This is a genomic window from uncultured Pelagimonas sp. (assembly GCF_947498515.1).
In the GTDB taxonomy this organism is placed as follows: domain Bacteria; phylum Pseudomonadota; class Alphaproteobacteria; order Rhodobacterales; family Rhodobacteraceae; genus Pelagimonas.
This window is the reverse complement of the sequence record NZ_CANMKO010000001.1, coordinates 272,894-285,695: the sequence shown is the minus strand read 5'-3', so window position 1 is coordinate 285,695 and position 12,802 is coordinate 272,894. Positions and strand designations below refer to the sequence as shown.

12 protein-coding genes are annotated in these 12,802 nt (G+C 55.8%); 3 read left to right on the top strand and 9 right to left on the bottom strand.

Translation table 11 applies throughout. The features are described 5' to 3' along the window. Positions 1-30: 30 nt before the first annotated feature. Positions 31-1,203: a phenylacetate--CoA ligase family protein gene (locus Q1A43_RS01515; RefSeq protein WP_299931891.1), complete on the bottom strand. Its 1,173-nt coding sequence runs from the start codon at positions 1,201-1,203 to the stop codon at positions 31-33. 101 nt (positions 1,204-1,304) lie between these two features. Here Q1A43_RS01515 and Q1A43_RS01510 point away from each other — a divergent pair, with 101 nt between their 5' ends. After that, the gene (locus tag Q1A43_RS01510) at positions 1,305-2,123 is read left to right on the top strand and encodes a hypothetical protein (RefSeq protein WP_299931889.1); all 819 of its coding nucleotides are present in this window, start codon (positions 1,305-1,307) and stop codon (positions 2,121-2,123) included. Positions 2,124-2,172: 49 nt separating this feature from the next. On the opposite strand, the gene Q1A43_RS01505 is transcribed toward Q1A43_RS01510, so the two are convergent. From Q1A43_RS01505 to Q1A43_RS01475, 7 genes are all read right to left on the bottom strand, one after another. Further along, positions 2,173-2,997 (bottom strand): ABC transporter ATP-binding protein, encoded by an 825-nt coding sequence (locus tag Q1A43_RS01505; RefSeq protein WP_299929492.1) that lies wholly within the window; start codon positions 2,995-2,997, stop codon positions 2,173-2,175. Positions 2,998-3,070: 73 nt separating this feature from the next. Beyond that, positions 3,071-4,363 (bottom strand): ABC transporter substrate-binding protein, encoded by a 1,293-nt coding sequence (locus tag Q1A43_RS01500; RefSeq protein WP_299931887.1) that lies wholly within the window; start codon positions 4,361-4,363, stop codon positions 3,071-3,073. A 72-nt stretch (positions 4,364-4,435) separates the two neighbouring features. Beyond that, the gene (locus tag Q1A43_RS01495) at positions 4,436-5,512 is read right to left on the bottom strand and encodes a branched-chain amino acid ABC transporter permease (RefSeq protein ID WP_299931885.1); all 1,077 of its coding nucleotides are present in this window, start codon (positions 5,510-5,512) and stop codon (positions 4,436-4,438) included. After that, positions 5,512-5,751, bottom strand: coding sequence for a hypothetical protein (locus Q1A43_RS01490; RefSeq protein ID WP_299931883.1), 240 nt, complete (start codon positions 5,749-5,751; stop codon positions 5,512-5,514). Before Q1A43_RS01490 ends, Q1A43_RS01495 begins: the two co-directional genes overlap by 1 nt. A gap of 92 nt (positions 5,752-5,843) precedes the next feature. Further along, a complete protein-coding gene (locus tag Q1A43_RS01485; RefSeq protein WP_299931881.1) occupies positions 5,844-6,797 on the bottom strand; it encodes a branched-chain amino acid ABC transporter permease in 954 nt (317 codons plus the stop codon). A gap of 12 nt (positions 6,798-6,809) precedes the next feature. After that, complete coding sequence (locus Q1A43_RS01480; protein WP_299929474.1) at positions 6,810-7,622, bottom strand: ABC transporter ATP-binding protein; 813 nt, start codon at positions 7,620-7,622, stop codon at positions 6,810-6,812. Between the two features lie 79 nt (positions 7,623-7,701). After that, positions 7,702-9,672, bottom strand: coding sequence for an AMP-binding protein (locus Q1A43_RS01475; protein WP_299931879.1), 1,971 nt, complete (start codon positions 9,670-9,672; stop codon positions 7,702-7,704). Between the two features lie 312 nt (positions 9,673-9,984). Between Q1A43_RS01475 and Q1A43_RS01470 the strand changes: the two genes are divergently transcribed. Together Q1A43_RS01470 and Q1A43_RS01465 are read left to right on the top strand one after the other, a co-directional pair. Continuing rightward, on the top strand, positions 9,985-11,871 hold the full coding sequence (locus tag Q1A43_RS01470) for a PAS-domain containing protein (protein WP_299932521.1): 1,887 nt from the start codon (positions 9,985-9,987) through the stop codon (positions 11,869-11,871). Next, complete coding sequence (locus Q1A43_RS01465; RefSeq protein ID WP_299929468.1) at positions 11,868-12,566, top strand: response regulator transcription factor; 699 nt, start codon at positions 11,868-11,870, stop codon at positions 12,564-12,566. Before Q1A43_RS01470 ends, Q1A43_RS01465 begins: the two co-directional genes overlap by 4 nt. Here Q1A43_RS01465 and Q1A43_RS01460 read toward each other — a convergent pair. Further along, complete coding sequence (locus Q1A43_RS01460; protein ID WP_299929466.1) at positions 12,563-12,751, bottom strand: hypothetical protein; 189 nt, start codon at positions 12,749-12,751, stop codon at positions 12,563-12,565. The genes Q1A43_RS01465 and Q1A43_RS01460 overlap by 4 nt on opposite strands. Positions 12,752-12,802: the final 51 nt, after the last annotated feature.

Sequence of the window (12,802 nt, the reverse complement as noted above, 5' to 3'; positions counted from 1 at the left end):
CGGTGGTCAGACATGGGGCAAGACAGAATGTTAGTCGTAGGAGCGCGCATCCTCGATCACCAGCCCATCGCGCGGCAATCCGCCGATTTCAACCAGTTCGACGCGGCCTTTGAGCTTCAAAAGCTCGGCCACCGACTTTTCAAACGCCGCGACATCATCAGCGGCGGTTTCGATTCGCACGGTCATGACGTCCATTTCCCCCTCGCGAGAGGCAACGACGCGGGCGCGGGCGATGTCATCATGTTTGGCAACAAGCTGGGCGACCTGTTCGGGACGCACAAACATGCCTTTGATCTTGGTGGTCTGATCGGCGCGCCCCATCCAGCCCTTGATCCGCATATTGGTGCGGCCACAGGGGCTTGGCCCATCCATCACCGCCGACAAATCACCGGTCGCAAAACGGATCAACGGGTAGTCGGGGTTCAAAGTGGTCACAACCACTTCGCCGACGTCACCGGGCGCAACCGGGTCACCGGTGCCGGGGGTAACGATTTCGACGATGACGTTTTCATCGACAATCATCCCCTCCATCGCGGGGCTTTCATAGGCGATATTGCCAAGATCGGCGGTGGCATAACACTGCAAACAGTCGATACCGCGGTCGGCATAATACTGTCGCAGTGACGGGAAGAGAGCGCCACCGCCAACGGCTGCGCGGGTGATTTTAAGCTCAAGCCCAAGCTCGTCAGCCTTCTCAAGAATGATCTTGAGATAGTCCGGCGTGCCAGCATAAGCCGTAACACCCACATCATGGGCGGCGCGGGCCTGCAGTTCGGTTTGCCCGATTCCCGCAGGCAACACAGCGGCCCCCACCGCGCGCGCGCCGCTTTCAAAAATCATGCCCGCAGGCGTGAGATGATAGCCAAAACAGTTTTGGACGATATCGCCCTGACCGATGCCACAGGCATGCAGGAACCGCCCCATCCGCCACCAATCGTGGCTTACCCCGCCGGGTTCATAGATCGGGCCGGGGCTTTGGAACACATGCGCGAGGTTGGAAACCGGCAGACCGCCAAAGGGCGGCTGTTCCTTTTGGCGCGCCACCAGATCGGATTTGCGCAACACCGGCAGCCCAGCCAGATCAGCAAGGCTGTTGACCGGATCCATCCCGTTGCGGGCCAATTGAGCGTTCAGACCTTCCAGCTGGGCGGCGTCACGCGCGTCCTGGCTGCGGGTTTCAAAAGCGTCGAAATAGGTGCTCATGCCACCCTCCGTCTGTCACTTTGATGAGAATTTGAAAGACAAGGTCTTGCTAACGTCTGTCGTCTAACGTGCCGCAACTGTGCAGCGAGAAAGACCCGAGCATGACCGATGATTTTGCCAACCGATTGAGGTTTCATGACGAGTTGCAAACCCTGGAGGCGGACTTTTCCGACTTCCACTTCTGCAACAGTGTCACCACCAATCGGTTCTATGATTTTATCGAAGATAGCATTGCCGCATCCGGGCACCGCTACTGGTTTTTTCTGGTCAACTTGCATGGATTGCAGATCGATCCAATCGCTTGGCCGGCCTATGCGACGCGGGGCAAGGCGTTGAATTTGGCGCATAGTATGGGAACCGTGCGGTTTGACGCGTCCAGTGAAACCGCAGCCCGTGTCGCCAGCGCCGCCCAAACCGATCACTTTGATCCCAACTTGTTCAACTGCCGCGAAGAGGCCATCGCCCGGTTGAAAAAGCTGCCCTCGCGCCGGGGGGGCGGCTCGGGAAACCTGTCGAACTACGGCACGGATGAGCTTGTTTCGCGTCTTAGTTTTGATCGAGCGACCTCGGTCACCGAGGCGGATTTTTCCAACTTCACCTTCTACCATTCGCGGGACGTCGATGACTTTTACGATCACATCGAGGCGCGGATTGGCGATAGTGGACAGGACAAGTGGTTCTTCCTGATCAACTACGAGAATTGCACCATCGAACCCGGTGCATGGGTACGATTTGCCCATCGGGGCAAGCTTTTGAACAAAGCGCATTCGCTTGGGTCGGTCCGCTTCGCCCCCGGAAGCGAGACCGAAGCCGACATTCGCATGCGCGCCGAAAGTCAGGACTTTCGCCCTAACATTCGCAACACCAGGGACGAGGCCCTTGCGCGCATAGCTGAACTGAGAGCGTCGGAACACGCTTGATCTCCCTTTGGGTTTCTTCGTCATGTGGGTGTTGGAAAAGCAGCTGGCGTTATGCCAACCACCGCTTGCGACGACGGTACGACCGCACATCACGGAAGCTTTTGCGCCCGTCATCGGACACGCCGAGGTAGAATTCTTTGACGTCTGGGTTTTCACGCAAATCCGCGGCAACGCCATCCATCACGACACGGCCATTTTCAAGAATATAGCCATAGTGCGCATATTTTAGCGCGACGTTGGTGTTCTGTTCGGCCAAGAGGAAGGACACGCCCTCATTCTCGTTCACCGATTTCACGATCTCAAAAATCTGTTCCACAAGCTGCGGCGCAAGACCCATCGACGGTTCATCAAGCAAAACGGTTTCTGGCCGTGACATCAGCGCGCGGCCAATCGCAACCATCTGCTGTTCCCCACCCGAGGTATAGCCAGCCTGCGAGCGGCGGCGTTCCTTGAGACGTGGGAAATAGTCATAGACCATCTGCAAATCGGCATCGATTTCGCCTTTGCTGGCCTTGCGGGTATAGGCCCCGGTCAAAAGATTTTCTTCGACGGTCAGGTGTTCAAAACAGTGACGACCTTCCATCACCTGAATAACACCGCGTTTCACCAATTGCGCCGGGTCCAGATCCTGAACACCTTCGCCTTTGTAGATGATCGAGCCTTTGGTGACTTCGCCGCGTTCAGAATGCAGCAGGTTCGAAATCGCCTTGAGCGTGGTGGTTTTGCCGGCGCCATTGCCGCCGAGCAGCGCGGTGATACCGCCCTTTTTAACGTTCAGGCTTACGCCCTTGAGAACGAGGATCACGTGGTTGTAGATCACCTCGATATTGTTGACCTCAAGAAGGGTCTCGTCGGTCTTTGCGGCGTCTAGCATAGCGGCATCTTCTCTTGCAAAAATCGCGGGTTCCAGCGGCGGGCGATGCCGCCGCTGGAGATGAAAAGGCGGATTAGCCTTCGCACTCTTCGTTCACAGCCCAAGGCGCATTGGCTTCGGCATATTCAGCGGCCTTTGCGTTTGCGATATCGACATAAGCGGCGGTGTCAGGTGCCAAGTGATCAGACACTTTGACAAACTTTGCACCGTCCCATTCCAGCATCCAACCACCGGAGTGACCGGTGTGGTTGGCGCAGGATGTCGAGAAGGCAGGAACCATGCCGGACATGCCCAGCTCGGCCAGACGCTCTTCGGTGATGTTGATGTTTTCCAGACCCCAGCGCAGCTGTTCTGCGTTGATTTCGGCTGCACCATACTTGTCCTGAGCGACCTTGATGCCTTCGGCCAAGATCATCGACATAACCAGACCACGACCGTAGAACACGCCGTTCATCTCGGTTTCGTTGGACTCGGACAGGCCGGCGTCTACAACGTGTTTCTTGATGTCGGCCATAACGCCGGATGCGGCATCAGGGAAGGACCAGCTGATCGATTTGTAGCCTTTGCCTTTGTCGCCAACGATTGCCAGATCAGCATCGTGACCAGACCACCAAACGCCAACCATTTTCGACATGTCGAACTTGGTTTTAACCGCTTCGGTGATGGCACCGGCGTTCATCGCGCCCCAGCCCCACATGACAACATAGTCAGGACGCTCGCGGCGGATTTGCAACCACTGAGCCGACTGGTTCTGCATTTCTTTCAGACCAACAGGGATCGGAAGAAGCTCGTAACCCATTGTTTCGGCTTTGGCTTCCAGCAGTGGGAGAGGCTCTTTGCCATAAGGGTGGTCAAGGTGCAGGAAGGCAACTTTCTTACCCTTCAGGTCGCCCTGAGACTGCAGATACTGCAGGATCATGTCCGCACCATCCCAGTAACCCGATGGCATGTTAAACGCCCACTGGAAGGTTTTGCCGTCCATCATTGGCGAGAAACCATAGCCCGGAGCCAGGATAGGGATCATGTCAACATTGGTTTTTGGCAGCACCTGCAAGGTGATACCGGTCGACCAAGGCTGCGTTACAATCGCTTTGCCTTTGGTTTTTTCGTAGCACTCAACGCCTTTTTCGGTGGAATAGCCGGTTTCGCATTCCTCAAAGTCGATCGCTACGCCACCGACGCCGCCATCACGGGCGTTCAGCATCGCCATATAGTCTTTCTGGCCGTTCATCAGTGGAATACCAGTCGCCGCAAAAGGGCCGGTCCGGTAGCTGAGGTTCGGCGTATAGAGGCCCTCGGCCATCGCCGCTCCGGCTACAACGGATGCCACTACGGCGGCCGCTGCCATTTTTGCAAAAGTCTTCATCTTGTCTCCTCCCATGGATTTTTGATGTCGAATATTGAAATTATTCAGGTGGTTCGGGTGGGCACGCCCCGCTTAGTGCGGGAAGGGCCAGATAATGAGTTTTTCGCGGATCAGCTTCCACAGCTGCGCCAGACCATGTGGTTCGACGATCAGGAAGAAGATGATCAAGCTGCCGATACACATGATATTGAGGTGCTCAACCGTCGCCGAGCTAATCGGAATGCCCAAGGCGGCAGGCAGCAGGTTGAGCACAACCGGAAGGCCAACGATCAGGATCGCGCCAAGGAAGTTACCCATGACCGAGCCAAGGCCACCGATGATCGCGATGAACAACACGCGGAAGCTCAGCGGAATGTCGAACAGGTTTGGCTCAGCCGCACCGCGCCACATAAAGACGAACAGAGCACCGGCAACACCGACAATATAGGACGAAACAGCAAAGGCGGTCAGTTTTGATTTCATCAAGTTGATGCCGATCAGTTCCGCTGCGATGTCCATGTCGCGTGTCGCTTTCCACGTCCGGCCAAGGTTGCCGCGGGTCAGGTTGATACAAACCATGGTCAGCAAGCTTACGATGAAGAGCACCACAAAGTATTGCACAACCGAGCTTGCCTGAGGACCGGCGATATACACACCGAACATTTTCAGGTTAGGCACCTGGATCGCGCCAGAGGCGTTGTAGTTATAAAGCCATGCCCATTTCTCAAACAGCCAGACCAAGAAGAACTGGGCCGCCAAAGTGGCAATTGCGAGATAGAACCCTTTGATCCGCAAGGATGGAATACCAAAGGCAACCCCAACCCCTGCGCTAAAGATACCCGAGAACAAGATCGCTACGATCGGGTTCATCCACGGCATCAAGGTGACCATCTTGTAGCAGGCATAGGCCCCAACACCCATGAACGCCGCCGTGCCAAGGCTAAGCTGACCGGCGAACCCCGTTAGGATATTCAGGCCAAGCGCGGCGAGCGAATAGATCAGGATCGGGATCAGAATTGTCTGAAAGGTGAACTCGCTGGCTGTTAGGGGAAAGATCACCACTGCGAACAGCAGGATAACACCCAACAAAAAAGCGTCTTGTTTGATCGGGAACAGCGCCTGATCGGATTTGTAGCTGGTCTTGAACTGGCCAGCGGTACGATAAAGCATCAGACCATCTCCTCATTGGTGATGCGCACGCGGTTGGCGGGTTTGGCGTATCCGATTTCTTCGGAATGACGCACCAGCCAGAACCATGCCCAAAGCCCAACCGCGGCCCCGCCTGCGGCGAGCAGGATCGCGATGGTGGTTTGGTTCGGGTTTTCGGTGCCAGCGCTGAGCGCGAGGTATCCAAAAGACCAGAAGCCGGACCATGCCACGACGTTCAGGATTGCGATAAGTTTAGCCATGTTTTCCACGTCCATTTTTGTCTTGTCTGGGGTGGGCGGGGCACGGTTGCGCGCCGCCCGGATGTTAGCTCTGCAGCGCGCCCCGCGCTGCGCTAGACCCGTTCAATGATCTTTTCACCAAACAGACCTTGCGGGCGGAACAAGAGCACGATCAGCGCCAGCACAAAGGCAAACCATGTTTCCGTGTTGCCACCGAGAAGTGGCTGACCCCAGTAGATTTCGAACAGTTTTTCGAGGATGCCGATCATAAGGCCGCCGATAATGGCCCCTGTGATCGATTCCAAACCACCCAGCATCAGAACCGGCAGGGCTTTGTATGCGATGACCTCAAGGGCAAAGCTGACCCCGGCGCGTGCGCCCCAGGCGATACCTGTGACCAGCGCGATGATACCGGCGATAAACCAAACCAGAACCCAAACGGTTTGCAGCGAGATACCAACCGAAAGCGCGGCTTGGTGATCGTCGCCCAAGGCCCGGATCGCCCGGCCCATTTGCGTGTAGTTCAAGAAAGCCAGTAGGGCCGCAACAAGCGCCGTTGCCACAACAACAACCGTGATATCAAGGTGTTGCAGGATCAAAAGACCGCCCCAAGGTTCCAGAACCGTGTCACCGGTCGGAATGCCAAGTTCTTCGGTGATCATCACTTTGTTTTCACCACCAAAGATGATCTCACCGCCACCAATAAGGAATAGCGTGATGCCAATCGTGGCCATAAACAGGATGATATCGGGTTGCCCAACAAGCGGGCGTAGAACGATGCGCTCAATGCTCACCGCGAGAACGAACATAACGCCCAGCGTCAGAACCACCGATATCCAAGCCGGTATGCCCATCGCATGAAGACCGACAAGTGTCAGCGCTGCAAACACCACCATGATGCCTTGGGCAAAGTTAAAGATACGGCTTGAGCGAAAAATCAGAACAAAGCCGAGCGCGATCAGAGCATAGAGAATGCCGGAAACCAGCCCTTCCCAAAGCACCTGAAGCAGGAAGTCCGGTGCCGAAAACATATCGACAAACGGCGTGATAAAGATGTCTTTTAACATGTTTGCCCCCTGTTAATGTGGGACGCCGAGATAGGCGTCGATAACGTCTTGGTTGTTGCGCACCTCGTCCGGTGGGCCGTCCCCGATCTTTTTGCCGTAATCCATCACGACCACGCGGTCGGAAAGGTCCATGACCACGCCCATATCGTGTTCGATCAGGCAAATCGTGGTGCCAAATTCGTCATTCACATCAAGGATAAAGCGGCTCATGTCCTCTTTTTCCTCAACGTTCATCCCGGCCATCGGCTCGTCCAACAATAGGATCGAAGGTTCCGCCGCCAGCGCACGCGCCAGCTCAACACGTTTTTTCAACCCATAGGGCAAACGGCCAACCGGCGTTTTCCGAATATTTTGGATTTCGAGGAAATCGATAACCTTCTCAACCACTTCTCGGTTGGCGATTTCTTCGTCACGGGCCTTGCCATACCACAACGCCTGCGCGCCGATCCCGGCATTCATATGCGTCAAACGACCGGTCATGACGTTGTCGAGAACGGTCATGCCTTCGAACAAAGCAATGTTCTGGAATGTCCGGGCAACCCCCATACGGGCAATCTCAAACGGCTTCATTGCCGGGCGTTTCGAGCCCTTGTACCACAGCTCGCCAATCGTCGGGGTGTAAAACCCCGAAATGATGTTGAGCATCGACGATTTGCCAGCGCCGTTCGGACCAATGATCGCGCGAATTTCGCCTTCGTGGATGTCGAACGAAATATCACTGATCGCCGTCACACCACCGAACTTCAAGGTGATGTTCTTCAGCTCCATCAACTGACCGCCAATCTGGCGACCATCGGCTGTGACGTATCCTTCAGTCTCTGTCATGCCTGTGTCTTCTTTCTAAAGTCGCGGGGGCTGCGGGATGGTGGGCGGGGCGATGTGCATCGCACAAGCGTCGTCCCCATCATTCCGCCGCTATCTTGGCGGCCACTGGCTGCACCTTGGTGTCACGGATCTGCAATGTTGCAGTGATCTTCCCTTTGCGGCCGTCCTCATAAGTGACTTCCGTTTCGGTATAAATCTCGTCTGACCCGTCATAGAGCGCCGTCACCAGATCATCGAATTTCTCACCAACGATCTTGCGACGCACCTTGCGGGTCCGGGTCATTTCACCGTCATCCGCATCAAGCTCTTTGTGCAAAATCAAGAAGCGGTGAATTTGACATCCCGCCAGCATTTCGTCCTGAGCAATCGAGATATTGGTTTCTTCGATATGGCTCTGGATCGTGTCCAAAACCTCAGGATGCCCAGCAAGCTCTTGATAAGACGCATAAGCGATGTTGTTGCGTTCCGCCCAGTTGCCCACCGCTGTCAGGTCGATGTTCACAAAAGCTGTGCAACGATCACGCCCGGCACCAAACACCACAACCTCAAGAATGTTGGGATAGAACTTCAGCTTGTTCTCAACATATTTGGGCGCGAACATGCCGCCATCCGACATTTTACCAACGTCTTTGATCCGGTCGATAATCCGCAAATGCCCGCTGCTTTTCTCAAAGAAACCCGCATCCCCGGTGGCAACCCAACCCTCGGCGTCCTTGGTGTCAGCCGTCGATTCCGGGTTGTTGTAATACTCAACAAATGTGCCCGGCGACCGGTAAAACACTTCACCGCTATCTTCGATCCGGATTTCGACACCGGGGCTAGGAACACCAACGGTATCCGAGCGCACTTCGCCATCTGGCTGCTGCGTGATGAAAACCGTTGCTTCGGTTTGGCCGTAGAGCTGCTTGAGGTTGATACCAAGCGACCGGTAAAAATCGAACAACTCCGGCCCAATCGCTTCGCCCGCCGTATAGCCAACCCGCACATTGGAAAAGCCCAGCGCGTTTTTCAAAGGACCATAGACCATGAACTCGCCCATCGCGTATTTCAAACGGTCCATCATCCCAACTGGCTTGCCTTCAAGAAGGTCTGGCCCGACTTTGCGGGCGTGCGCCATGTAGTGATGGAACATCTTCTTCTTGAAGTTGCCTGCATCTTCCATGCGGATCATGATTTGGGTTAGCTGCCCCTCAAAAACCGCTGGCGGTGCAAAGTAGTAAGACGGTGCAATTTCGCGCAGGTCCGTCTTCATCGTCTCGGCACTTTCCGGACAATTAACACAGAAACCCGCCCAATAAGCCTGCCCCAGTGAAAAGATAAAATCACCAACCCAAGCCATTGGCAGGTAAGCAAGAATTTCTTCTTTTTCTGTCAACCCATCGAACTCAGAACTCGCCTTGGCGGAAGCAATGATATTGCGGTTTGACAGAACAACACCCTTGGGCTTGCCCGTTGTCCCCGACGTATACAGCATGACACAGGTGCTGTCATAGGTCAGCTCGCCGATGCGGATTTTGAGGTCTTCGATGAACTCATCATAGGCCGCACGGCCCTGATCCTGCACATGGCTGAACTCATGCAGCCGCCGGTGGTCATACTTCCGCATGCCGCGCGGATCGACATAAAGCATATGCTCGAACTGATGCAAATGCTCTTGGATGTCGATTACCTTGTCGACCTGCTCTTGGTCCGCCGCGATGACAAACCGTGCGCCGCAATGCGACAACACATATTCCATCTCTTCTGCCACCGCATCGGCATACAAAGGCACCGGAACCGCGCCAACCATCTGCGCCGCGACCATGGACCAATACAGATAGGGACGATTGCGGCCAATAATCGCCACATGATCCCCCCTGTTTACCCCAAGGTTCAAAAGACCAAGCGCCAGCGCTTCAATCTCTTTGGATGCCTCTTTCCAGGTCCAGCTCTGCCAAATCCCGTATTCCTTCTCGCGATAAGCGGGACGGTCACTGAATTTCTCAGCGTTTCGTTGCAATAATGCAGGTACCGAGCACAGACCATCTGTGCTCTCAGCCAACTTAGCCACGTTGTGTCCTCCCTAATGCCGGCTCCTCAACCGACACCAATCAGCGGCCCCATGTGGGACCAGATCGCTTATGCGATTCTGCCGCCTATTTGGTCAGGCTCCAATCTGTCGGTCAACTTTTTCCTGAACATTTCCTGAATCTTACGAATTGTAACAGCGCAAGTTTTCCGCTTGGCCCCGCCCGCCGACGCGCGTTACCCTACCCTCAACAACCAAAGGACAGCCCCCTCAATCGTCTCCCAATCAGATGCAACATGCGCTGCGGGATGGCGGGTGGGGCGACGTCCGCAGGACAAGCGACCCGACATCCCAATGATCAATCAAGCGCTCACCCAGGCCGGTCTCAACCTTATCCAACAGGCCCTGTCGATCTACGACAGCGACTTACGCCTTGCGGTGTGCAACGCGCCTTTCGTGGAAATGTTCAACCTGCCTGACCGCCTCACCACTCCCGGTGCAAGCTTTGAAGACACCATTCGCCATCTCGTCTCACGAGGAGAATATGGCGAGGTCGATGACCCCGAAACCTTTATCAAGGATCGGGTTGAAACCGCCTTGGCCTTTCAATCCCATTACGTCGAACGCACCCGCGCCAACGGCCGCATCGTCAGTATCGAAGGTGCCCCCCTCCCTCAAGGTGGCTGGGTCACCGTCTACACCGACATCACCGAAACCCGTGCCCAAGAACAATTGCTGCGCACCCATTCCGAACAACTCTCCGAAGAAGTCCTAAAACGTTCCGAAGAACTATCGGCCACCAACCGCGCCCTCGCCGCCACCAACAAGGCATTGATGGAAGCCCGGCGCGAGTTGACCGAGATGGAAGCCCGCACCCGCCTCACCACTGAAATGATGCCCGCCCATATCGCCCGTGTCGATGAAAACGGGCGATATACCTTTTCCAACAAACGCCTGCATCTTGTCATGCCCGGTCGTCCAACCAAAATTTTGGGCACTCATATCCGCGACGCTTTGGGGGATCAGGCCTATGCCAAGGTCCTGCCCTTTCTCGACGCGGCGATGAAAGGCCAACAAAACACCTTTGAGTTCACCCACGAGGCCTCATCCCGGCGCATTCGCGTGGTTTTCACTCCCGATCCTTTGGAACCGGGCGTCTATATCCTGTCCCAAGACGTCACCGAAGAAACCCAAACCCGTGCTGCGCTCCAACAAACCCGGCGTCGTGAAATGGCCGCGCAACTGACCAGCGGTCTGGCCCATGATTTCTCCAACCTGCTCACCATCATCCTTGGCATGCAATCCAAGCTTGAACGGATGTATCTGGGGAGCAATGCCGAACCCTTGATCGCCGCCACCCTTCAAGCGGCTCGGCGTGGGGGGCGGTTGCTTAATCGCATCGCCGACATCACGGCCCATCGTCGCTGGCAACCCGAAGCGCTTTTGATCGGTCCTTTTCTCAAGGAACTTCAAACCCTTGCCACCCCGTCCCTGCCCTCGGCGATTTCACTGCAAGTGGTGGACGAAACTCAAAACCGCCTCATGGTTGATCATGGCCTTCTGCAAGACGCACTCTTAAACCTGATCCTCAACGCCCGCGATGCCTGTGGTCAGGCCGGGACCATTCGGGTGACAGCAACCGAGTTCAAAAAGACCTGGCTGCAAATCAGTGTCACAGACACAGGCACCGGTTTTTCCGAAGAGGCGCTGGCCCATGCGCTTGATCCGTTCTTCACCACCAAAGGTGGCGAAGGCTCCGGACTTGGGCTCGCGATGGTCTATGACATGACCAAACTCGCCGGGGGTGACATGCGCCTGTCCAACACCGAAACCGGGGCCGAAATCCGCCTGCGCCTGCCACTGCGTCCCGCGATCGACCTGCCCAAGGCCGGTCTTGTTCTGCTTGTCGAAGATAGCCCCGATATTCGAGCATCCGTGCGCGAAATGCTAACCGATCTGGAATTCAACGTGGTCGAAGCCGCTTCGGTCGCCGAAGCGCGCGCCTTGGCCGAAGGTCTGCCTGACATTGCGCTGATCCTGTCGGATATTTCTCTCGAAGGCGAAGATCCCGGTTTCACACTGGCCGACCATCTGCCAAACCTACCGCTGCGGCTCATGACCTCATTGCCGCAAGATCACCCGTTGCACGAAAAAGCCCGCACCCGGGCCCCGGTTTTGGCCAAACCCTTTGATGCCACCAATCTGACCCGATTTCTTGGCTTTGGAAAGGAAGAGACATGAGCGCGCTTGTCACCATTCTGGACGATGAACCCGCCATTCGCGACATGCTGTCCGAAGCTTTGACAGAAGCCGGGTTTCGCACCCTGACCTTTGCCCGCGCCACCGAATTCGAAGCCGCCTTGCGACGCACAACGCCTGATGTCTGTTTGGTTGATCTTGGATTGCCGGATCGCGATGGGCTCTCGGTGGTGCATCGTCTGGCGTTGGAACAGGGCGCGATCATCATCATCATTTCCGGCCGTGCGCAGGTTCAGGACAAGATCACCGGCCTCGAACTTGGGGCTGATGACTACATCATCAAACCCTTTGATCCGGCAGAAGTTGTCGCCCGCATTCGCGCCCGTATGCGCGGCCCCAAAGCCGCCGCTGCCCAAGGGGACACCGCCACGTTCAACGGCTGGACCGCGCATTTTGATCGCTACACTTTGGTCGATACCGACGGGGATGAAACCCCGTTTAGTCATGCCGAAGGCGAAGTGTTGCGGCTCTTCCTTGAAAGCCCCAAACGCCTTATTTCACGCGCTCATATGCAGGAAACCTTGGGAGGTGCTGCGGGCGAAAGCTTTGATCGCGCCATGGATGTCCGCATCTCGCGCCTGCGCACCAAGCTTAAAGAAGATCCCAAAAACCCTCGGCTAATCAAAACCATCTACGGGGCCGGCTACATCTTTTTGGGGGATGTCGAATGGAGCTAAGGCGACACCGTCGCATAGGCCTCAGTCAGGCCTAAAAGGGTTTTGACATGCGGCAATGCCGTCACCGCAACGACCCCCACCAAAGCCCCAATTCCCAAACGCATAGGGGCCGCGCCAAGTTTGGGCCCGGCCAAGCCAAGCACCCCACACACACAAGCATAAAAGACCAATGACACTGGATCCATGCTGTTCTCCTTTCCGATAAGGATAGCATAAATCCACGATCTTTGTCGCAG

Excerpts from the sequence above, each read along its gene's own strand:
- Q1A43_RS01510 (WP_299931889.1), top strand. The coding sequence starts at position 1,305 with ATGACCGATGATTTTGCCAACCGATTGAGGTTTCATGACGAGTTGCAA.
- Q1A43_RS01505 (WP_299929492.1), bottom strand. The coding sequence starts at position 2,997 with ATGCTAGACGCCGCAAAGACCGACGAGACCCTTCTTGAGGTCAACAAT.
- Q1A43_RS01495 (WP_299931885.1), bottom strand. The coding sequence starts at position 5,512 with ATGCTTTATCGTACCGCTGGCCAGTTCAAGACCAGCTACAAATCCGAT.
- Q1A43_RS01485 (WP_299931881.1), bottom strand. The coding sequence starts at position 6,797 with ATGTTAAAAGACATCTTTATCACGCCGTTTGTCGATATGTTTTCGGCA.
- Q1A43_RS01470 (WP_299932521.1), top strand. The coding sequence starts at position 9,985 with ATGATCAATCAAGCGCTCACCCAGGCCGGTCTCAACCTTATCCAACAG.
- Q1A43_RS01490 (WP_299931883.1), bottom strand. The coding sequence starts at position 5,751 with ATGGCTAAACTTATCGCAATCCTGAACGTCGTGGCATGGTCCGGCTTC.
- Q1A43_RS01515 (WP_299931891.1), bottom strand. The coding sequence starts at position 1,203 with ATGAGCACCTATTTCGACGCTTTTGAAACCCGCAGCCAGGACGCGCGT.
- Q1A43_RS01460 (WP_299929466.1), bottom strand. The coding sequence starts at position 12,751 with ATGGATCCAGTGTCATTGGTCTTTTATGCTTGTGTGTGTGGGGTGCTT.
- Q1A43_RS01465 (WP_299929468.1), top strand. The coding sequence starts at position 11,868 with ATGAGCGCGCTTGTCACCATTCTGGACGATGAACCCGCCATTCGCGAC.
- Q1A43_RS01480 (WP_299929474.1), bottom strand. The coding sequence starts at position 7,622 with ATGACAGAGACTGAAGGATACGTCACAGCCGATGGTCGCCAGATTGGC.
- Q1A43_RS01500 (WP_299931887.1), bottom strand. The coding sequence starts at position 4,363 with ATGAAGACTTTTGCAAAAATGGCAGCGGCCGCCGTAGTGGCATCCGTT.